Source organism: Bacteroidia bacterium (genome assembly GCA_041391665.1).
Classification (GTDB): Bacteria; Bacteroidota; Bacteroidia; order J057; family J057; genus JAGQVA01.
On sequence record JAWKNO010000002.1, the window covers coordinates 1,297,982 to 1,320,216 of the forward strand.

Consider the following 22,235-nt stretch of genomic DNA (forward strand, 5'->3'; position numbering starts at 1 on the left):
TCCGTTAGTTCTTATATTCTTTCAGAATTTTTCGGGCAAGAGATGCCTTATGCGCTTCGTCCGGGCCGTCGTAGATGCGCGCAGCTCTTTCTTCCCGATACCACCACGAAAGGATCGTGTCATCTGTCATACCCAGCGCCCCGTGAATCTGGATGGCACGATCCACTACTTTTTGCAGAATACCTGCGACAAAAAATTTGATAGTTGAGATTTCCTGCGCAGCTGCCCGGTGTCCTTTGGTTTCCATCGTATAAGCGGTGTGCAAAACCATTAGTCTGGCTGCATCAATTTCCGCCCGGCTTTCTGCAATCATTTGCTGAACCATTTGTTTATCTCCCAGCTTATCTCCGTCTCCCATATCCCGGGTAGCAGCCCTCCGGCACATCAGGCTAAAAGATCGTTCACAAATGCCAATCCATCGCATACAATGGTGAATCCTACCCGGCCCCAATCGCTCCTGAGCCAATTGAAAACCACTCCCTTCGGGGCCGATAAGATTTGAAACCGGTACACGTACCTGCTGGTATATAATCTCCGCGTGACTAGCCCAACCTTCCCCGGGGTGTCCCATGACAGGGATATTTCGCACCAGTTTAAAACCGGGGGTATCTGTCGGTACGATGATCATACTCGCCCGGCGATACGGATTGGCCTCTTCGGGATTGGTGATGCACATGACGATGGCAAAGGCTGCGCCGTCAGCCGAACTGGTAAACCATTTATGCCCATTAATGATGTATTCGTCTCCATCTCTGAACGCCGTCGTGCCCATATCCACGGGGTGTGATCCTGCAAATTCAGGCTCAGTCATGGAAAAACAACTCCGTATTTCACCGGAAAGCAGAGGGTCCAGAAATTTTTTGCGCATTTCCGGAGAAGCGTAACGAATAAGCAACTCGATATTGCCGGCATCAGGTGCCTGGCAATTGCAGAGAAAATGACCAAAAGGAGTCGTAGCAAGCAGCTCGCCCAATTGGGCGACTTCCATCAGGTTTAAACCGGGGCCCCCATGTTTTTCTTCATGATAGGCATTCCATATTCCCAGGTCTTCAACTTCCCTTTTTTTTGCACGAAGAATTTTTTCCACTTCAAAAAAAGGTTTATTCAGCAGACTCAGTTCGATCGGATAAATTTCTGTCTCCAGATATTTTTTTACCCTGGGATAAAGGCCCCGGAGTTTGTCAGTAGCGTAAAGATCCAGCATAATTGGAAGTGTTGTTTCAGGCAAGTTAGCATAAATCAGGAATTTTCGTAGCTTGTAGGTATCTACAAAATGAATGCTATGCGAAGAATATTAATCTTATTGTCAATCTCCTTTATTGCCGCTTTTGTGGGTTGCGATAATGGCAATTCTGGTGGAAGTACGAAAAACACCACAACTGTAACAGATCCGCCGCAAGAACCTAAAGCACCTGCTGTGCTCAATTATGGTGTCCAGACAGGGGCCAGCTATGATAATGACTATTTTGGGCTGAAAGTAACATTGCCGGAAGACTGGTATATTCAGAGTCGTGAAGAAAATGCAGAAATAGAGCAGGGGGGAAGTGCTACGCCAAAGTCTATTGAGGCGTTACAAACCATTTATTTGCTCTGGGGATTTATGCATGAACCCGGCTCTGTCGTAGAGTACAATGCAGGAATTAATATCGTCGCTGCAAACCTCAGTCAGGTTGGGCAAGGATCAACCGAAGATGATTATTTAGTCGAATTGTTGAAAAACCTGGCCAATATCCCCAATTACTCCATACCGGATAAAACGATCTCTGATATGAAAGTGGGCGGAATTACGATGCGTTCGGCAAATGGGCAAACCACCATTGATGGAATAAAAATCTCACAACAATACCTTGTCGTTTTCCGCAAAGGATATGCAATTCAGATTACTACATCCTGGTCAAACGAGGTACAGCGTACGCAGTTGATGAATATTCTGAAAAATATAGCGTTTTACTGATTTCAGATAAAAAAATCGTGAATCAGTTTTGCCCCGGGAACATGTGCGTAGTGGTCGAGATCAGTAATGCCATTTTGGGCAAGTACTTCATCATCCAGGAAAAAATTTCCCGTGCATTCTCTGCTATTTTGGCTAAGGATAAAATACGCGGCGTCGGCCATGATTTCCGGCTTGCGCGACTGGTTCATCATCTGTTCGCCCCCCAGCATTTCGATTGCGGCAGTTGCAATGGCAGTTCTGGGCCAAAGGCAATTGACAGCAATGCCGTCGCGTTTAAACTCTTCTGACATAGCATATGCACAGAAGCTCATGCCATACTTAGCCATGGTATAGGCTACGTGAGGCGCAAACCATTTTTTCTCGATGTTTAGTGGCGGAGAAATATTGAGAATATGAGGATTTTCAGACTTTTTCAGGTAGGGGATACACTTTTGAGACATGAGATAGGTTCCCCTGAAATTGACCTGGTGCATCAGGTCGAAGCGCTTCATCGGCGTCTGAAGTGTGCCAGTAAGCATAATGGCACTGGCATTATTGATGAGAATATCAATTCCGCCAAACGTGTCCACCGCTTTTTTCACGGCGTCTTCGGCCATTTCTTCCAGCCTTACATCGAGCAATACCGGAAGTGCTTTCCCTCCTGCTGCTTCAATCTCTTCTGCGGCAGTATAAATCGTGCCTTCGAGCTTGGGATGAGGGGAATCAGTTTTTGCTGCTACCACAACATTGGCACCCTCTTGTGCCAAACGGATACCAATGGCCTTTCCTATGCCTCTGCTGGCTCCTGTGATGAATACGGTTTTTCCTTTGAGAGTCGTCATAATTCAAATATAGTATGCATGCAGCGTATTTGCTAAACATTTTTTCAACAGGTTAGTTGAACCAGGAGTTGTTTATTTACAATATGAAAAAGATAATTTTGCTGAAATCAACTTTCCCCATATTTGTTTTCCTTATGGCATTGTCCCCGTTGATATATTCCCAGTCAGATCCGATTCTGTCGGCAAAAAAGCTGGTTTACGATGGTTATTTGACCGGCGAAGCGGCATTGTGGGATAAGGGAATCAGGCAGTTGGAAATTATTGCCAATCAGGGGGGCACCCGTTCATTTTCCTCAAAATATGAATTGGCGGTCGCGTTATATGGAAATATCGGATTTGAAATGTCGAAGAAAGATGAAAAGTCCGCAGATATTATCGCCGAAAAAACAGTAGAATTATTAGAAAATTTGCAGGAAACCCATGCTTCTTCAGCGGAGGTTCATGCTATACTGGGATCTGCCTATGCAATGAAAATTGCATTAAGTCCTGCAAAAGCGTTATTGCTTGGTCCGAAAAGTTCTTCGCAACTGGAGAAAGCCATTGTCCTCGATCCGGAAAGTCCGGTAGCCTGGTGTGAGATGGGAAATATGCGGTTGCACGCGCCTCGTTTATTTGGAGGTAGTGTGAAAGAGTCAATTGAATGTTTTTCCAAAGCAATCAGATTATTTGAAAAGCAAGGGTCGCGTTATTCCTGGCAATACCTCCACGCAATGGTCTGGTTGGGGAAAGCATATGAGGAAAATGGAGAATGGGAGAAAGCGTATGCTGCTTACCTTTACGCCCTCCAAAAAGAACCATCATTGCGGTGGGTGAAAGATGAATTGCTCCCTCAGGCAAAATTGAAACTCGGTAATTAAAACAGCCCATACCAGAATTTTTATTCGCAGACAGTCTCCGGATTTTTATTAATTTGTGTGACTCACAAATTATATATGCCGAATAAAAAATACAGGGAAATGACGCCCGAAGAGCTGGCGCTGGCAATTGAGGAAAACAAAAAAATATACCACGAACATTTTGATCCTCAGTTTCTGGAGTGCATTTGCCGGGAAGTTATCCAGTTGCTGGATCTTTACTTCCGCCCGGTTTTTGTAGGATTTGACGAATTGCCTGAGCGCAATAATCCTGACCGACCTCTTATCTATGCCTGCAATCACTCCGGAATGGCGTTTCCGTGGGATGCGATTGTTTTTGGGATGGGGTTGATGGCCCGGCATGAGTTTCAGATGGAAAAACTATTCCGGCCTTTAACTGCGCCCATGTTATCGGCATCCAAGCTGATGAATCCCTTTCTGTTGCGGGATATATGGAAACGGGGTGGAGCGATTGATGCGACAGGGTTAAATTTTGAGACCTTGATGCATATCAACGAATCCAATATCCTGATTTATCCTGAAGGTGTTCCCGGTATTGGAAAAGGATTTAATAATAAGTACAAACTTCAGCCATTTTCGACATCTATGATCCGTATGGCGATCAAATACCGTACAGACATTATAGGTATTTCGTGTGTAAATGGCGAATATATCAACCCACATTCTTATAGTGTCCGGCCGATTAATAAATTTATTGAAAAATTAGGCATTCCTTTTCTGCCTGTAGCTTTTATAACACCGTTATTGGTGGTGCAGCCCTGGTTGTTTTATTATGCATGGCCGGCAAAACTGACGTATGTGAAAGGCAACCGGTATAGTCCCTGGAAAATGGCTGGCAACAGGGATATCGGGGAAGTTTCTAATGAGGAGATTCTTCAAATCAGAGATACTATTCAGGCAGATATGCAGGTAAAACTCGACGAGTCTGTATCCTTATTTGGCAAAAAACCCTACCAATGGAAGGAGTTGGGTAAAAACTTAATCCGCCATTGGCGAAGGCTTCCCTATTGGATCCCTCCCGGGTGGCCGGCATTATTTTCCGAATATGATCGTCGTTATTATAAAGATAAGGAGTTGCCCAGCCGAATCACCTCTGGCTGGTTCAGGTTTTGGTATATTGTCTGGAAAAACCCGATCGTGCTGGCGTACTTCCTCCCGGTAGTGGGATGGGTGCCAATTTTGCTTCGTGGCCTCAAGGGGCGGGAAAAGGTAAAACCCTGGGAAGGGCCAACAAAAGAGCATTGAATAATCGTTATGAAATATAACAGTGTTAGAGGGCAAAATTAACTAAACCTTTTCGCTTAAACCACATAACTTGCGGGCGACCGGGAAGAGTAGGGGAGTAAATACATAAACTGATAAATTATCATCTGTGAACGAAATTCAATTATACCCACTTAGCTTTAAAACGATTTTTAAGGACAAACTCTGGGGTGGACAAAAGATAAGGACCATACTGGGGAAAGAATTTGCGCCCTTGCCAAACTGTGGTGAAACCTGGGAGATATCGGGAGTAGCCGGCAATGTTTCTGTGGTAAAAAATGGCCCTCTTGAGGGAAAAAACCTTACCGAACTAATTGAATCTTTCCAAGGCCGGCTAATGGGGCAGCGGGTGTATGAGAAATTTGGCAATGAGTTCCCGCTTTTGGTCAAATTCATCGATGCAAATGATGATCTGTCGATTCAGGTGCACCCCGATGATGAACTTGCAAAGGCCCGGCACAATTCTTTCGGAAAAACTGAAATGTGGTACATTTTCCAGGCAGATGAAGGATCAGGGCTAATAGCGGGATTCAACCGGCCTCTGACCAGGGAGCTTTATGAGATCTACTTTGAGAGTGGTCGTATCATGGAGATATTAAACCATGAGAAGGTAACACCGGGAGATGTGTTTTTCCTTCCGGCGGGCAGAGTACACACCATTGGAAAGGGTTTATTGCTGGCTGAAATTCAGCAAACTTCAGATATTACCTACAGGATTTACGACTTTGACCGGCGTGATGATGCCGGAAATCTGCGCGAACTCCACGTGGAAGAAGCGCTCGATGCGATTGACTACAATTTTTACAGAGAATACAAAACAAACTATCCCAAAGTTAAAAATGAGGCGGTTACAATCGTTTCGTCTCCCTATTTTTCCACGCAGAAAATCGAAGCGGATCAGCCTTTGCGCAGGGATTATTCGGGCATTGATTCTTTTGTGATTTTTGTTTGCGTTGGTGGAAGCCTGATAATCAAAGATCAGCTAGGCAATCAACTGCCTCTTCAATTGGGGGAAACCTGTCTGCTTCCAGCTGCGATCGATTATGTGGAGTTGATTCCTAATGGGGAATACACACTTCTTGAAGCCTGGGTTCCGGTTTCCTGACCTATGCCCCCGCTTTTTTCAACACATCAGCAATTTTCACAGCTTTACCACCTTTCGCTTTACTGATATCGGCAGCAGTCATAAATGCGTAGATTTCCAATGTTTCTTCTTTTGAAACCGGGGGAATACCCGATTTGAAGAACTTGACGATTTCCACCACCAGGTGTTCATAACCTTCATAAAGCCCGGCAGCCGCAACGCCGGTGGTACCATAAGCCGTTCCGCCATATGTCTGGTGCCCTTCCCGGATGCCCCTGAATGTGCCTATTCTTCCATCAGCCCATTCGCCTACCACTACATCCATACCATTTCCTGCTGTACGCCTGACCGTTTTGCAGCCTTTACCCATCAGCGTGAAAAGTGACTCGATGCCGTGAATGCCATACCAGTAAAAATCAGGATGGGTAGGTTCCAGTTTGGAAGGAGAAAAAGTATCAGCACCTATAATTTTACCGATTTTATTTCCGGAAGCTGCTTCCTGGGTAGTAGGGGAAAAACGGAGCGAAGAACAACTAAACATCGGTACATTGTACTTTTCAGCTGCTGCAAAAATTTTAATCACGTCCTCCAGTGAAGCGGCAACGGGTTTGTCTATAAAAACAGGTTTACCCGCTTCAAAAACCTTCATCGCCTGTGCCAGATGCGGACGGCCATCATTGGTTTCCAACAATACAAAATCTACATTTTCCAGCAGTGATTCGATAGAGGGAGAAATGGTTACCCCCAATGCTTTCATATCCTCTGTATAACCCGGAATTCTGCTTACACTTGATTCTATGTCTGCACTGCCCTGCGGAAAAGCATGCGTTATCCGAAACCCTGACAAAGGAGACCCTTCTGTAGCCTGATTGATGATTTTTGAAAAAGCGACACTGTGAGAAGTATCCAGTCCGATAACCCCGATGGTTTTATCCTTCACACGATCCATGGCGTTACTAGTCAATAAATACGGACCCAGGCCGAGAGCCACACTGGTCGAAACCGAAGATTTGATGAATTTGCGCCGGTCCATGGCAAAAATTTAGGCGGTGATAGATTTAATAAATGCACTTCCTTTTCCCTGTCCCCCCAGTATAGCAATTTTTTCAGCAACAACGGGAATATATTTCTGAGAAACAAAGGAGGACACACCATTGTCCATCACGGAATTTTTCCAGTCTTTATGTTTCCTGTCAAACTTTTCAGAAAATTCGGTATAATAACTTTTGGCAGCCATAGAGCGGATGTACAACGATTCGGAAGACCAGTTGACTTTTGTTACGCCGCATTGGGAAGCCGCCCGTAATTTTTCTTCTGGAAGTCCGGTGGAACCATGAAGCGCGATGCCGATATTTCTGCCGGTAAGCGTCTTTAGCAGGCGAATATTTTTTTCTATCGTGCCCGTATGAAATCCTGCATATCCGTCATCGGAAGTAAAGCCATGTTGTGTGCCAACACCAGGAGCCCAAAGCGCTATTTTGCCGGGGTAAGCAGCTTCAACTGATCCTATTAGTTTTTTAGTTTCTTCCGGTGGGGTAATGCGATCATCTACGGCGGACTCCATTTCCAGCGTTACATCAACGCCTGCGTCTTCAGCGAGTCTGCAAAGGCGGATCATGGTATCAATATTTTCATCTTCCGACATATCAGATGCATCAAGTGAAATGGATGATGCGCAAAGTGTAACCCGTTGATCGTGAAAATGGGTCGTAATGCCCTGTATAGCCGCCCGTAAAATATCCAGGGTCTCCGGACCTTTAATATGGTCTGTGTGATAGATCACCGGGACATGGAAATATTTTTCACTATTGGCTAATACCATCAGATCAGAAAGATAACGTGCCACACCCAAAACAGGATCTCCTGCCCCATAGCTATGGCCCTTTATTTGCCACAGGCTTGTTTCTATGATGATGGGCGCGTCAGCTATTCTTGCTGCTTCCAAAGCGTCGGTGGTAGCTGCATGGCTGTCTGCATTTACCGCCAGTACTGCATAGGAGTTGTTAAAGGCGTGTCCGAGCAATTGGCGGGTCTGAAATGGAGATAACAGCATATTGAATTACTTTTATGGGTAATGAGGACTAGGAGAGGGATTCTACTTTAATATGTTTGGTTTTGAGGTACTCAAAAATGGCGCGTCGCGATAGCTCTACCCCAATGCCACTATCTTTCCAGCCCTGATATGGGCCGTAAGTGGTATTTACTGCGCCGTTATTGACACATACGGTTCCGGATTCCAGAGCCATAGTGAGTTTCATGGTTGTTGCATAGTCGCGGGTAAATACATAAGCGCATAACCCATAATCGCTATCATTCGCTTTATCAATCGCTTCTTCCAGCGTGGAAAAAGTATCTATGGGAATGACCGGGCCAAAAGTCTCTTCATTCATGACCTTCATGCTTTTATTTACTTCAGTCAGTACTGTAGGCAAATAATAATGGCCTTTCGCATATTGTACTCCGTCAGGCTTTTTCCCCCCGGTAATGAGTAGTGCGCCTTTATTTAAAGCGTCTTGCACATGATGCATCACTTTATCAAGGGTTGCTGCGGTCGTCATCGGACCGAGATCGCATGTGCTTTCTGTTGTACCATTTCCAATGGATAGGGCCAGTGCCTTTTGTTTGATTTTTTCGACAAGTGCATCGAAAACTGATCGGTGGGCATAAACGCGATTGACAGAACTACAGGATTGGCCCATATTCCGAAACCCTTTATACGCGATGACCTCTGCTGCATTGTCCAGATCTGCATCAGCACATACAATGGCGGGGCAGTGACCGCCTAATTCCAGTGAAACCTTTTTCAATTGGGCAGACGCTGCCCGCATGATTAATTTCCCCGTTAGCGTAGAGCCTGTCATCGCAATTTTTACCACCCCCGGATGGCTTACCAAGGCTGCTCCCACTTCTCCTTTTCCTGTTATTACCTGTATGACTCCGGCAGGGATGCCTCCTTCCGTAAGCGCCATGCAAAATGCCATAGGAGACAATGGGGTAATCTCAGTTGGTTTTACGACAGTTGTGCAGCCTGTTGCGAGCGCCGGGCCGAGTTTCCAACTGAGAAGGCTTACGGGATAATTCCATGGTGTGATCAAGCCGCATACCCCTAAGGGCTGGTAAACAACCCAGGATTGCAGGTTGTTTTTTTCTGTCGAATTTGTATAACCTTCCACTCGTACGGCTTCACCGGCATAATAGTCAATCAGATCACAGGACGCGGTAATTTCACTTCGGGACTGTGCAAAGGGTTTTCCCTGTTCCAGCGCCATAAGCCCTCCGATCATATCTGCCTGTGTGCGGACATGAGCGGTCGCTTTCCGGATAATTTTTTCTCTTTCATATCCTGTAAGCGATGACCAACTCCCAAAAGCATGACGGGCTCCTGAGACTGCCTCATCGACATCCTCAGGAGTAGCAGATACCATCCGGGCAATGACTTCGCCTGTCGCAGGAGATTTTATCGTTTCCCAGCGCGATATGGTAGGGTAGTGGGGTTTTCCATTGATAAACATTCCCCAATCTTTCCCGGTAAGTGCTTCAATTAGTTCTTCGTTCATAGCTACAATTGTGGGTTGATGCATACTTTAAGTGCCTCTCCTGACTCCATCATGGTGAAGGATTCGTGAATCCTCTCAAGGGGCAATACATGAGTGATAAACTTATCGGCGGGAAAACGACCGCTTTGAATCATCTGATATGCGGCCTGAAAATCACTGATTTTTTCAGAGTAGGATCCACTGATAATTAACTCCTTATAGTGGAGTTGATTGGTATTTAATACTGCCGTGGGATTGGATTTTGGCAATCCTCCAAAAAACTCCACCCTTGCCGCTTTCCCTGCTATTTCGAGTGCATCTGCCTGCGCGGCGGCACTGCTTACCGCCACAATCACAACGTCAAACCCATCGCCATCAGTAACGTCAAGGGATGCCTGCAAATGCGCCCCATCTTTTGTACTGAGAATGGTCCCGTCAATATCAAACCGTTTCATCATGTCCAGTCTCTTTTGATTGATGTCAATCATGTAAACAGACTGTGCTCCCTGAAGGCGGGCAAGTACTGCATGCATCGCGCCGATGGGGCCTGAACCAATGACGGCAACCTGGTCTTTCAGACCAATGCCCAGATGCGTATGCGCATGGGTAACACAACCCAGGGGTTCTGCCAGGCTCATCTGTTCGGAGGTTTGGTCAGATGTCACCTTAAACAGGCTTTTTCTTCGAATGGCTTTTTCCGGTACTACTACATAGGGTGCAAAGGCGCCATCGTGATGGTAAGACATGGTCGTCCGGTTATTACACAGATTCTCTCTTCCACTTCGACAAAATTTGCACTCTCCGCAGGATAGGACAATATACATTACCACCCGGTCGCCTTTGCGAAATTCAGCGGCAGGATTTCTGGATTCGAGGACTGTTCCACAAAATTCATGTCCGAGAATTCGCGGCGGAGCAATTTTTTTATCGCCATTTCTGAAGGTACGCAGGTCAGTTCCGCAGACACTACATGCTTCAATGCTAAGGAGGATTTCGCCCTCCCTGATTGCAGGGACATCTACCTGGCTAACCCGGATATCTTCTTTTCCATAATACATCGCAGCTTTCATATGATTTATTTTTAATAGGGTCAAAGGTCATCATTTGCCCGAATTTCCGGAAGAATTGCTCATCGCGTACTTTTCGGTATTACAAAACAATAAGCTATAAAGTTGAAGATAGGGCCTGTTGGTATAGTACTTCCTCACGATTTTTAACAAAGGAGTCTTCTCTGGGACAGAGAGCCAGTGGGATTCTTCCTCTGTAGCTGAAAAAGCCCTGATTTCCTGATCCATACCTGTGATTTCTATTTGATATTGTTTGCCCAAAAATTCGAAGAACGAGGCAGTTACCTGAAATCGTTTGGAAAAACCAGGAAGATTCAGATTGGGGACGAATGTTTTTTCCAGCATGATAGGGGAACCATCAAGCAGCCGCACACGTGAAAAATAAACGCATCCTGCGTTGTTTTCCATTTCCGAAAGTTCTGAAAAAAAATTGTCCGGCCATGGCCCCAGGGTTGGCACATGTACGGACAAGGTGGAGATTTTGTCAGCATTTACTGAGGCTGAAAATCCCTGAAAGGAAAGAATATTGAGCGCCCGGCTTTTCGATTTGACGATACTGCCTTTGCCCTTTTGTTTGAATATATAACCTTCGGTTTCCAGTTGACTTAACGCCTGCCTTACCGTTGATCTGGCGAGATTTGCTGTGGCGCAAAGCTCGTTTTCAGAAGGTAATACACTCCCGATTTCATACACACCAGAAAGGATCTCTCTTTTAAGTCTGTTGTAGAGAACCTGATATTGCAGGGTACGCTCTGTCATTTGGTTTACTTAGCAAACCAAATATACGAAGCACAACTTGTACGTACAAGTTGGAAATAAAGTCACCTGAAAAAATACTACACCGTCTGTAGGAGGGTAGTGAAGTCAGTAGCACTGATACTCGTGTTTTCCGGAGTGATGATTTCATTCAGTTTTCTGAACAGCTTATCATCAGAAACACGTTTAACATGCATCCTGAGGAGCTCTTCATTCTGAAGGGTATAGTTTACCAGATCATCCATTCGTTTATCATCATTTAGCTCTTCCATATGGGCATAGCGCTTTTTGATGTAAACTTTAATTTCTTCCTTCAACTCTTCTTCCTGTACTTTAGTTTCAGGATACAGTTCATTGACTTTATTGACGATGAGGGTCCAGTTCAATGACTTCAGCATCTCGGGCATTTCCTTATTGATATCCTCTTCTGTGGCGTCCTTATTGGATTTGAGCAGCCATTTTTTCAGGAATTCTTCGGGGAATGAAAGCCCGTTGGAAGCGACCAGTTCTTTTTGTAATTGATTTTGCAGGTACCAGTCTCTGGATTCTTCCATTTCATTTTTGAGTTGCTCCGCCAATTTTGCACGGAAAGCAGCTTCTTCAGTGTAAGAATCAGGATCTGCCCAACCATTGGAAGTTGCGACTTTTTTAAAGAAGTCTTCGTTAAGTTCAGCTTTAGCCAGACGGTTGATCCGTTTGATTTCAAACTGAAACGATTTTCCCTTCAGTTCTTCCAGTTGGTCAGGTTCAATAAAAAGAATTTCACCTACCTTTTCCTCTGTAGCAGCAATTGAGAAAATATCAAGGGGAAGGATTTCACCAATACCTTTATCGATAAAAGGGAGGAAAATATCGTGATTTTCCACTCGCTCAGGGTTTAGTGCCACCATTTTCTCAAAACCTTCCTCTGCAACGGCGCCATTGGCATCAACTTCCTGAAGTTTTCCATAGACAACGTCCTTTTCTGCAACGATTTCAGGGTTTGAAACATCGGCAAAGCGGTCCTGGAATTTTTCGATTTCGGTATTGATAAACAAATCGTCTACCTCAATTTCGTATTTTTTTACCTCTTGGGAGATCGCTGTATTCAATTCAAAATCAGGAGCCAGACCTACTTCAAATACAATTTGCACGTCTTTTTCACAATTAACGTCGAAGTCCTCTTCCTGAAGCTCTTCTTTTACAAGCGGCTCGCCCAGGACATTGAGTTTTTGCTCACTGATATAATCAGAAAGGCTATCAGAGATTGCCTTGGTTACCTCGTCAATAACGACCGATTTCCCAACCATTTTCCGAACCATACCAATGGGCACTTTTCCGGGACGAAAACCCGGAACAGAAGCTTTTTTGGACTGACGTTTTAACTCTTCTTCTACTTTGCCTTTGTAGTCTTCCGAAAGCAGGTGGATTTTGATCTCTGAGGTAAGATCACCGGTTTTTTCCAGCGTAATGTTCAAGGTATTATATCTTTTTATCTTTAAAAGGAAGTGCGGATGAAGGGACTCGAACCCCCACGCCTTGCGGCACCAGATCCTAAATCTGGCGCGTCTACCAATTTCGCCACATCCGCATCTTTCAGAATTTCAGCCGACAAAGATAGGATATTTTTTCCTTAACCGAAAATTATTCCGAAATTTAGTTCGTTAATATATTCTATACAGGCAGGGGAAAAAATGATCAACATTACGCAGGAGGAACAAAAAAACTACGACACGGAGATTATCCGTGGTTACAGAAGTATTATTCGCGCCCTGAGGAATACTTCCCGCTCTGAAAAAGCGACGATCAGAAGGGCTTTTGAATATGCGAGGGAGGCCCATGAGGGCGTTCGCCGCAAATCGGGAGAACCTTATATTCTCCATCCGTTGGCGGTTGCAAAAATCGTGGTGGTAGAAATGGGGTTGGAGGATCCTACTGCTATCATCTGTGCCTTTCTTCACGATGTGGTAGAAGATACGGAAATAGAATTGGAAGATATCCGACGGGAGTTTGGCAACAAAGCCATGGAAATTATTAATGGCCTGACAAAAATGTCTGGCTCTGTGCTGATTGATGAGATGAACTCCACGCAGGCGGAAACATTCCGGAAGGTCTTGCTGACGATCTCTGACGATATACGGGTGATACTCATAAAACTCGCCGACCGCCTGCATAATATGCGGACGATGGGTTCTATGCGGCAGGAGTCTATGCTCAAAATCACTTCGGAGACCCTGTATATTTATGCTCCGGTTGCCCACCGTTTGGGTTTGTATGAGATAAAGACAGAACTGGAAGACCTGTCATTTAAACATAGCAATCCTACTACCTATCAGGAGATTGGTAAAAAACTGCTCGCTTCGAAAGAGGAAGCACAGGACTATATTGATTTGTTTATCAAGCGGGTAAAACAAGCGCTCAAACCTTCCGGACTCACCTTCCAGGTTAAAAGCCGGTTCAAATCCATCTATTCCATTTACGTAAAAATGGTCAGGAAAAACCTGCCATTTGAAGAAGTGTACGATAAATATGCCATCCGTATTATTCTGGAAAGCAGAGAGGGCCGTGAAAGGGAGGATTGCTGGTATGTATATTCGATTCTCTCCGGTATGTTCAGACCTAATCCCAAGCGTTTGAGGGACTGGATAACTGTCCCTAAAGACAATAGTTATGAATCCCTTCATACTACGTTGCTTGGACCGGAGGGCCATTGGGTGGAAGTGCAGATCCGTACTCAGCGTATGGATGATATAGCGGAGAAAGGTATTGCGGCCCACTGGAAGTATAAGGAAGACGGAGAGTTGTACGATGATTTTCTCACAGAATGGATTGGTCAAATTCGCGAAATTCTTGAAAACCCCAGCCTGAATGCCCTGGAAGCAGTGCGGGAGTTTAAAGAAAATCTCCAGCCCAACGATGTTTTTGTATTTACGCCCAAAGGCGAGATGATGCGGCTGCAACCCAATTCTACAGTTCTGGATTTTGCCTACAAAATTCATAGTGTGGTTGGAAATTCGGCGATCGGAGCCAAAGTCAACAACCGGGTCGTTGCACTTGATTATACTTTGAAACCGGGAGATACAATAGAAGTACTGACATCAAAAAAGCAAAAGCCCAAAGAAGAGTGGCTGCGCCAGGCAAAGACGGTTCGTGCCAGAGAGCACATCAAAACTTTTCTTAAGAAGGAAAGGAGAGATTTTATAGAACAGGGCCGGCTTATGTTTATCTGGAAAGCGCGGCAGTATGATGTAGATGAAAATCACCCGTTTTTCAAGGAACTGCTCGCTTATTTTATGGTTCCTTCGGCGGAGGAATTTTTTTACAGAATCGGGGCACATAAAATAGATACCCGGAAAATCCCGGAATTTATCCGGCTCAAACAAGATGGGCAGCAGGTAGAAAGCCTGCCTGAAAACGGACAGTCATCGGTCTCTGGCCAACTGGAGGAATTTGGCGTCAACCGGGACATGCTGGTTTTCGGGAAAGAGCAGAATATCGAAAACTATATGCTGGGCAAATGCTGTAATCCGTTGCCAGGAGACGATATACTGGGGTTTGATGAAGGGAAAAAAATCGTCATCCATCGCACATCCTGTGACGAAGCCATTTCACTGATGTCGAGTTTCGGCTCCAAAATCATTCATACGAAGTGGGCAGAAGGCCGGTCTGACGTGTCATTTCTCACCGCCATCAAAGTCGTGGGTCTTGATAAACAGGGTATGCTCAACGATCTGATCAGAATTATTTCTCTCCGGATGAAGTTGAATATACGAAAGGTGACCATTGAGTCGCGAAATCAGATGTTTGAGGGATTATTTACAATATATGTCCATAATATTGAAGAACTTTCCCATCTGATGAACCGCATGGAGGCGTTGCCGCATGTTTATACCGTCTCCCGGGTTGATCATAACTATCAACCATTTCAATAATTCCCAATGGTAGCTCTTATTGGTCGATTCTTTTGTGTTCTGTTACTCATTCAATCCTCCTGTACCGGCATTAGAGACTCGCAAAACCAAATGCCGGAAGTCAGCGGGCCGATGAAAATGATTCTGGAGTTGGCGCAAACCGGTAAAATCTCAACCTATAGTTATACTGAATCTGGCGTACAGGGGGATCCGGAAAAATCGAAAATTGATATTCGCGTATCTCCGGACAGCGTGTTATATCACCACCGGGAAATTTTCAGTGAATACAATAATGGTCGGGGTGGGGAAGAATATTCGGTGATTGAGTTTATTCTTAATGTTAATGATTCGATCAACCGGCAAAAATATGAGGAGTATGAATTGGTAGCCGAAAAGGATTCCGTCTATATTACCTCGGTTTCTCCTTTCGAAATCATGCTAACTCAAACCCTGATGGTTGATTATTCAGAAAAAAGAATTCCACTCTACCGGCTTGACGGATACGCTCATCCTGGTGATGCAGAGCCCTCTCATTACAAATTTTGGTCTCCAAGGTTTGGAATTGTTATGATTTGGTATGGAGATGAGACAATTTTTGAATTAATCGCATCACCCAGGGAAGAAGATCAACCATTGATTGTGGCGATGAAGCAAGCTGCCCTGGAAACTATTTAGATACCTGTTGATTTCCCGTCAGGAGTTTTGTAAATTACTGGATACATTATTAATACTCCAGTAGCCATGGTCACTCAAAAGATTTCTCAAAAGATTAGACTCGACACATTGCTTGCCGAGTTGGCCTCCGCCATGTTGGATTCTAATGGAGAGTATGCCCTGGATCTTGAAACCCTTGAGGTGATAGAGACAACCAATGACCTGCGATATGCACCTGACAGGGAATTGCGGGACGAGACAGGCCTGGATCTGCTACCTGAATGGGTGCAGGAATCTCCGACGCTGATGTTTATGGAGAATCATGAACCAGACCGGTTTCAGCATATCCCCAAAATTCCATTTGCGGCGATGAAAAACCTTATGCATCAGTTTGCAGAAAGTGTGGCAGAGCACAAAGTAAGCATCGCACTTCACGAAAGTCTTGAGCATGAAAAGCCGCTACACAGGTTTCGTGAAGAACTTAGCTACCACACAGGATTTCGTACCCGCTGGCTGGATTTTAAGCAGGCTTATGCGCGGAAAGCTGCGCTAAAATGGTTCCGGAAGCAGAACATTCGTACCTCTTTCCGGAACCATTGAATCTGTTTACAAATGTTCGAGGAAGTATTGGCTGATTTTTTCATACAAATGCGCCCGGTCAATGCCCCGCACATTATGTTCGTGCCCGGGGTATGCGAAAAAATCGACATCCGCTCCGTTTTCGACAAACTTCTTCAGCAGCATCATCGAATGTTGGGGAACTACGGTATTGTCCTGCATACCGTGGATGATCATTAGTTTACCCTTCAGCCGGTCAGTATAGTTAAGCAGCGAGGCTGTTTCATACCCTTCCGGATTCTGCTCCGGGGTGTCCATATATCTTTCGGTGTACATCACTTCATACATTTTCCAGTCCACAACGGGGCCACCCGCAACGCCAACCTTAAACACACCGGGTTGGCGCAGCATGAGTGAAGTCGTCATAAACCCGCCATAACTCCAGCCAAAAACTCCGATTCTTTCTGTATCTACAAATGTCTGCCTTCTCAGGAAGCTCACTCCTTCAAGCTGATCACTCATTTCTACAGTACCCATTCTCCGGAAAGTGGCCTGCTCGAAATCTAAACCCCGGTAAGGGGTGCCCCGGTTGTCCAGGGTAAATACCACAAACCCTTTTTGAGCCATATAGGGCAAAAACAGATCTGCCCCTCCCAGCCATGATTCTTCCACAAGCTGGATATGAGGCCCTCCGTACACGTATACCATGACCGGGTATTTTTTTGATGGATCAAAATCTACGGGTTTGATCATGCGACAGTACAGATCAGTTCCATCGGCAGCTTTGATGGTGAAAATGGAAATTTCCCCCATTTTTTGATCAGCCAACGGGTTGCTGGCTAAATAGACTTCCTTTTGCTCTTTGGCTTTTCGGACGTTGATCAGCTCGCTTTTTATGGGGGTTTTCAGGCTTGACCAATTATCCAGCAGAAATTCTCCTGTTCCGCTCAGGGTTGCCTCATGGGTACCTTTATCTTTTGTCAGTTTATTTTTCTTGCCTTTTTCCAGATCCATAATATAAACATGCCTCTCCAAAGGGCTTACCTCTGCACTTTGATAAACCAAACTATTGCCGTGATCTGTAAATCCAAGAAAATGTGTCACATCCCATGATCCCTGGGTTACCTGTTTGATTACCTCTCCCTGGGTATTGTATAGGTACAGATGCTTAAATCCGTCCCGTTTGCTAAACCACAAAAACTCATCGGAATGCCCTGTTCTGAAAATCGGACCGTTTTCAGGTTCTATATACTTCTCGTGAGTTTCTTCAAACAGCGTAATCTCTTTCTCTCCCGAATCTGCACTATATCGATTTAACCACATATGATTCTGGTCCCGGTTGAGTACCGCGACATAGACAGACTTTTCATCAGGAGACCATGTGATATTGGTAAGATACTGTTCTGCCGGCTCGCCGGTTTTCAGATATACGGTTTTATTTGTCAACAAATCAAAGACTCCCACAAGTACCTCCTGGCTTTTGCTGCCAGCCATAGGGTATTTTTCTGGCTTATATTGAGCGGGAACCTGGCTATAATCAACCAGTGGGTAATCTGTTACGTTCGATTGATCGATGCGATAAAAAGCTAGTTTCTGTCCTGACGGAGACCAGAAAAGCCCTTTTACAATCCCAAACTCGCTTCGATGGGCAGCTTCGCCATAAGAAATATCCTTGCTGCCATCAAAAGTAATTTGAATGGGCTTTTTTCTACCGGGAGTGGTAATGAATATATTATAACCATTAGTATAAGCCAGATTGAGGTTGGGAGCGGTTTCTTCTTTCTCGCTTTCAATCCGGTGGCTATAAACTACCGATGAAGTTTTTGTCCCGATATCATATTTCATCAGATCGGGACCCATAAAGAAAGTGAATACCTGATCATTTATCCAGGTAATGCGGGGAAACCGAAAGATATTGCCGTTGATGGCTTCTCCCAGTTCTTCCAGTGTAACCAGCACCCTGGGTTCCGATTTTTCATCTGATACCATCAGACTTTGGGTGACGGGATCTACATAAGTGTAGGCATTGGTTGCGCCTTTCCAGCTAAGCTGGGGAAGGGTTCGGGGAAAAAGCCGGCCAGTAACCGCATCTTTCAGGTCGATGGTTTGATTCTGTGCATGAGCATAAATACCGGAAAGCAGGCAAATTGCCAGCAGCAGAATGGGTAATTTGAATTTCATAGTATTGGGGACAATCATTCAGTTAAAATAAAAGAGCGGGAAAGTTAATAACAAATTTTCCCTTTAAAAGTTAGTTTCTTAGTTCTATCGTTGCCACGACCTGTCCATGATCAGACTGCCATTCTCTTACGGGGTCATCGCTTAATGTTTCATCTACCAGATGATCATTCAAAAGAGAAACCAATCCTACCCGGCCCAGATGCATAGGATTTTCGGCTACCAGCTCCTGGCTTACCATAATATGATCCAATGCTTCATGGTGCGCGTTGTGAATGTGGGTATAATAAAAATCCTGATACCCTCTCCGGGCCTGAATGTCTTTCACATGGTACATCAACACATCCCAGATGGCTTGTTTGACCTCTTGTGGGTATTTTCGGTGGGGTTGCTCTCCGGAAATAATCCTTGTACTGACAGCAAGCCCATTGTCATTTACATCTCCGATGAGCACAACCGGCTCCGTCCGGTTTTGCAGTGAATCCATAAGCAGTTGGCGCAGCCCTGCTGCTTCAATACTCCGGCGGATCAATGCCCGCGTTTGCCCCTTCGCCAGATCTACCGGATTTTCTCTGCTTTCTCCATCCATGAATACAGGTCTTTTGGATTTTAAGTGTACAACAAATACAGTCAGATCCAATTGAGAATTCACACGTACACGCGCTTTTAAGACTGGCCGGGAGAAAGTACTTACCGGTATCTGTACGCCATCCATTTCCAGTGACAGGGGAATGGTTTGAAAAACTTCATGGGAAATAATTTCAAACCGGGTAGCCAGGCCTACTTTGGGCAGTTCTCCATCAGGTGCTGCGACCAATATGTTTGCCTTATTCAAATAGCGGCTTTTCTTCAGCGCTTCCTCTAGTGCTTCAGGATGGAACACTTCCTGAAAACCTATCAGGTCAGGAGCCATTTTGTCGATCTGCCCTGCAATCCAATCTGTTTTTTTTCCGTATTCTGCGCTGGAATAGCGGCGGTTGCCATAATAAGTGGTATCTGGTAAAACCAGATTTAAAACGTTGAAAGTGCCTATCCTGAATGTTCGGTCCTTCATAATATGTAGGTAAGGGTTTGTTTGACGTCACAATGTACCAATTTTGCCAATAGGTGCGCACCCAATGGAAAAGTTTGGTTTTAGAATCGCGCTGAATGTGTACATTTGCCCCATGTTGAACCCCGATATATCGTATAGAAGTATGAAGCGTTTTTTTGTTTTTGGGATTGTGGCTGCCTTGATTTCGCTGCCACTCTGGTTGCGTGCTCAGGATGAAGAGCCGGAGATGAGTTCTTTCATTTTTGTAAATGAAGAACCTGTTCCGCTGAATCTCAATGAAATCAGAAAAGCCATTGGCTACCCGCAGGAAGCCATAGATCAAAATCTGGAAGGCACCGTAATCGTAAGGGTACTGGTAGATAAAGAGGGGAATTATCGGAAACATGCCTTTGTAAAAGAAGTCAGTCCTCTGCTTTCTTCTGCTATTGAGCCGGTTATTTCACAGCTAAAGTTCACACCCGCAAAAGTGGGGGGGGAGCCAGTAATGTATTGGATGAATATTCCTTTCCCTTTTAAGCTCGTTGACGACCAAACCCGCCAGGTAAAAGAGCAGATCACAAAACTTACGGATGCCCTTTCAGGAAAAGAGGCTACGTACAAAACCTGGCATGAACGCGGTGTCCTTCGTTCCCGAATTCAGGAATATGATGATGCGCTTGCTGATTTCACTCAAAGCCTGGCGTTGAATCCCCGCAAAAACAAAAAGAAAGCTGAAAAGAATACCTATGATTATCTTTTCTACTCCCACTATGGCCGCGCTACGGTCTATTTCCTCAAAAATCAGTTTGCTGAAGCGATTACCGATTTTTCATCTGCCCTGGATTTTGCCAGTTCTACTGTTTGGGAAGATACCGCAGTGAAAAAAATTATTCCTAATGTTTATCTGGAGAGAGGTTATACCTACCTGCAACTGGAAAACTACGAGCAGGCACTGATCGATTTTCAATGGGTCTTGGACAATTCGACCGATAAAGATCAAAAATGCTCTGTCTATGAGCTTATGGCTGATGCGGGTATGGCGAAAAAAGATTACCCGGCTTTGATAAAAATTTATAGCGGAATGATTGAATGCAAGCCGGATGATTATCTCAACTATTTTAGCAGGGGCTACTACAAGGAGTTGTCTGACGACAATGAGGGGGCAATACGAGATTTTGCTGCCGTAATTGAAAACACAGACAATATCAATGTGGAAATGGCCGCATTAAATCTTCTGGCCTGGGCCTCAATGAAACAGAAAAACTACGAACAGGCTGCAAACGCACTGAAACAGGCACTGGCAATTAATGTCCTGAATCCGGATTCCTATTATTACCTCGGAAAACTGGCGGAACTGAAGCAGGATGCAGAAAGTGTATGTGAAAATTACCGCAAAGCGTTGGTTTTCGGACTGGAAGGTCCTCAGAAGGAGGCCGCAATCGAGGTAATGAAAAATGCGTGTGGCGGATGGGATGAATAAAAGCCTGTTTTAATGTAAGAATTTCGGATAATCGTATTTTCCGCTATCAGAAAAACCAGTTACTTTGTTGCTGGTTGAGGATAGTGCAAGGAATTAATATCCCTGCAAAACTAACTGGCAATGAAAATACGATCCTTAATTTTTTGGGTATCACCTTTGCTTTTTATTTGGCCAGGCCTGGGCAGTCATTTGTATAGTCAGTGTCCTAAAATTACATTTATCTATGCTGATGCCTGTGAAGCGCCGGATGGTAAGGGGGAATTTCTGATTCTGGAAACAGAGGAAGAAGTGCTTCCTGTAAAAAACCTCAGTATTGATCTTCCGGGGGGGCTGACAATATGTAAGACCTGCGCAAATGCCTGGGAGACACCTAATGTTTCAAACCTGAATCTACTTGCAAATTGCGGTACGCTTTTCATTGGCATTGGCCCTGCTGATACCATTCCGGCAAATGCGATGACTATCATCTTTACTAACCGTAATTTTAAAGATGATGTCAACTGGGCAAATTTCTGCGGGACAGGCCCCATCTACGTGCTTACTATCAATAAAGTCAATAATAACAATAAATACCCCCACAATGACGGGAGTTGTCTGGGCACTACGTATGTAACCGCAAATTTTACAGGTCTTAGCAGTTGTAGCTCATACACCGTTTCTTACGAACCCTGTTCGCTGCCATTGGAAACACCTGCGGGTTCCGGAGGAGGGCCTGCGTTAATATTTGACGACTATGGGGCTGTGATTTATACAGATGTAGGGTGTGATAATTTTCTTGTAGATGCGATTACGCTTGCCGTGCAGATTTCCCAGGCTGGAATAGAGCCTGTACCCAAATACAATTATGCATTTCTCGACAGGGACGCAAATCTTGTGATCATGCGGAAATCATCCGAGCCCGAATTGCTTAATATTCAAGTGGTTGATTTGTTGGGGAAAAGTTTGATAAATACTCAACTGAAAACAACAAACGGATCCGCTTCATTAGACCTCTCCTGGATTCATGCTGGTTTATTCTTTGCAGTTATTACAGATAAATTTGATAATTTCACTTCACATAAGTTTATACGATTGGTCGAATAATAC

Annotated in this window: 19 protein-coding genes and 1 tRNA gene; 9 read left to right on the forward strand and 11 right to left on the reverse strand. The window is 44.8% G+C overall.

Going from position 1 to position 22,235, the window contains the following annotated elements; translation table 11 throughout:
* Window positions 1-4 precede the first annotated feature (4 nt).
* Entirely contained in the window at window positions 5-1,204 is a 1,200-nt protein-coding gene (locus R3D00_17050; protein ID MEZ4774896.1) for an acyl-CoA dehydrogenase family protein, read from the reverse strand.
* A 78-nt stretch (window positions 1,205-1,282) separates the two neighbouring features.
* Between R3D00_17050 and R3D00_17055 the strand changes: the two genes are divergently transcribed.
* A complete protein-coding gene (locus tag R3D00_17055) occupies window positions 1,283-1,954 on the forward strand; it encodes a hypothetical protein (GenBank protein ID MEZ4774897.1) in 672 nt (223 codons plus the stop codon).
* A gap of 2 nt (window positions 1,955-1,956) precedes the next feature.
* Here the strand turns inward: R3D00_17055 and R3D00_17060 are convergent, their stop codons facing one another.
* Window positions 1,957-2,775, reverse strand: coding sequence for an NAD(P)-dependent oxidoreductase (locus tag R3D00_17060; protein ID MEZ4774898.1), 819 nt, complete (start codon window positions 2,773-2,775; stop codon window positions 1,957-1,959).
* An 83-nt stretch (window positions 2,776-2,858) separates the two neighbouring features.
* Here R3D00_17060 and R3D00_17065 point away from each other — a divergent pair, with 83 nt between their 5' ends.
* The 3 genes from R3D00_17065 to R3D00_17075 all read left to right on the forward strand — a co-directional run bounded on the left by R3D00_17065 (window position 2,859) and on the right by R3D00_17075 (window position 6,018).
* The gene (locus R3D00_17065; GenBank protein MEZ4774899.1) at window positions 2,859-3,632 is read left to right on the forward strand and encodes a hypothetical protein; all 774 of its coding nucleotides are present in this window, start codon (window positions 2,859-2,861) and stop codon (window positions 3,630-3,632) included.
* A 75-nt stretch (window positions 3,633-3,707) separates the two neighbouring features.
* Window positions 3,708-4,895, forward strand: coding sequence for a 1-acyl-sn-glycerol-3-phosphate acyltransferase (locus tag R3D00_17070; protein MEZ4774900.1), 1,188 nt, complete (start codon window positions 3,708-3,710; stop codon window positions 4,893-4,895).
* Between the two features lie 136 nt (window positions 4,896-5,031).
* Entirely contained in the window at window positions 5,032-6,018 is a 987-nt protein-coding gene (locus R3D00_17075) for a type I phosphomannose isomerase catalytic subunit (GenBank protein ID MEZ4774901.1), read from the forward strand.
* A 1-nt stretch (window position 6,019) separates the two neighbouring features.
* On the opposite strand, the gene R3D00_17080 is transcribed toward R3D00_17075, so the two are convergent.
* The 7 genes from R3D00_17080 to R3D00_17110 form a co-directional block, all read right to left on the reverse strand.
* Window positions 6,020-7,030, reverse strand: a complete 1,011-nt coding sequence (locus tag R3D00_17080) for a Gfo/Idh/MocA family oxidoreductase (protein ID MEZ4774902.1) — start codon at window positions 7,028-7,030, stop codon at window positions 6,020-6,022.
* A 9-nt stretch (window positions 7,031-7,039) separates the two neighbouring features.
* The gene (locus tag R3D00_17085; protein ID MEZ4774903.1) at window positions 7,040-8,050 is read right to left on the reverse strand and encodes a class II fructose-bisphosphate aldolase; all 1,011 of its coding nucleotides are present in this window, start codon (window positions 8,048-8,050) and stop codon (window positions 7,040-7,042) included.
* 28 nt (window positions 8,051-8,078) lie between these two features.
* Complete coding sequence (locus tag R3D00_17090) at window positions 8,079-9,554, reverse strand: NAD-dependent succinate-semialdehyde dehydrogenase (GenBank protein ID MEZ4774904.1); 1,476 nt, start codon at window positions 9,552-9,554, stop codon at window positions 8,079-8,081.
* A gap of 2 nt (window positions 9,555-9,556) precedes the next feature.
* Window positions 9,557-10,603, reverse strand: a complete 1,047-nt coding sequence (locus tag R3D00_17095) for an alcohol dehydrogenase catalytic domain-containing protein (protein MEZ4774905.1) — start codon at window positions 10,601-10,603, stop codon at window positions 9,557-9,559.
* 30 nt (window positions 10,604-10,633) lie between these two features.
* Complete coding sequence (locus tag R3D00_17100; protein MEZ4774906.1) at window positions 10,634-11,359, reverse strand: GntR family transcriptional regulator; 726 nt, start codon at window positions 11,357-11,359, stop codon at window positions 10,634-10,636.
* Between the two features lie 77 nt (window positions 11,360-11,436).
* The gene (locus R3D00_17105) at window positions 11,437-12,813 is read right to left on the reverse strand and encodes a trigger factor (GenBank protein ID MEZ4774907.1); all 1,377 of its coding nucleotides are present in this window, start codon (window positions 12,811-12,813) and stop codon (window positions 11,437-11,439) included.
* Window positions 12,814-12,844: 31 nt separating this feature from the next.
* Window positions 12,845-12,926, reverse strand: a tRNA-Leu gene (locus R3D00_17110).
* 103 nt (window positions 12,927-13,029) lie between these two features.
* On the opposite strand from R3D00_17110, the gene R3D00_17115 reads away from it, so the two are divergent.
* From R3D00_17115 to R3D00_17125, 3 genes are all read left to right on the forward strand, one after another.
* Entirely contained in the window at window positions 13,030-15,267 is a 2,238-nt protein-coding gene (locus R3D00_17115; protein MEZ4774908.1) for a RelA/SpoT family protein, read from the forward strand.
* A 90-nt stretch (window positions 15,268-15,357) separates the two neighbouring features.
* Window positions 15,358-15,921 (forward strand): hypothetical protein, encoded by a 564-nt coding sequence (locus R3D00_17120; protein MEZ4774909.1) that lies wholly within the window; start codon window positions 15,358-15,360, stop codon window positions 15,919-15,921.
* Between the two features lie 66 nt (window positions 15,922-15,987).
* On the forward strand, window positions 15,988-16,500 hold the full coding sequence (locus tag R3D00_17125; GenBank protein MEZ4774910.1) for a UPF0158 family protein: 513 nt from the start codon (window positions 15,988-15,990) through the stop codon (window positions 16,498-16,500).
* A 6-nt stretch (window positions 16,501-16,506) separates the two neighbouring features.
* Here the strand turns inward: R3D00_17125 and R3D00_17130 are convergent, their stop codons facing one another.
* Together R3D00_17130 and R3D00_17135 are read right to left on the reverse strand one after the other, a co-directional pair.
* Window positions 16,507-18,639 (reverse strand): DPP IV N-terminal domain-containing protein, encoded by a 2,133-nt coding sequence (locus R3D00_17130; GenBank protein ID MEZ4774911.1) that lies wholly within the window; start codon window positions 18,637-18,639, stop codon window positions 16,507-16,509.
* A 70-nt stretch (window positions 18,640-18,709) separates the two neighbouring features.
* A complete protein-coding gene (locus tag R3D00_17135; GenBank protein MEZ4774912.1) occupies window positions 18,710-19,690 on the reverse strand; it encodes an endonuclease/exonuclease/phosphatase family protein in 981 nt (326 codons plus the stop codon).
* A 142-nt stretch (window positions 19,691-19,832) separates the two neighbouring features.
* Between R3D00_17135 and R3D00_17140 the strand changes: the two genes are divergently transcribed.
* Both R3D00_17140 and R3D00_17145 read left to right on the forward strand, forming a co-directional pair.
* Complete coding sequence (locus R3D00_17140) at window positions 19,833-21,149, forward strand: tetratricopeptide repeat protein (GenBank protein ID MEZ4774913.1); 1,317 nt, start codon at window positions 19,833-19,835, stop codon at window positions 21,147-21,149.
* A gap of 120 nt (window positions 21,150-21,269) precedes the next feature.
* A complete protein-coding gene (locus tag R3D00_17145) occupies window positions 21,270-22,232 on the forward strand; it encodes a T9SS type A sorting domain-containing protein (protein ID MEZ4774914.1) in 963 nt (320 codons plus the stop codon).
* The last annotated feature ends 3 nt before the right edge of the window (window positions 22,233-22,235 follow it).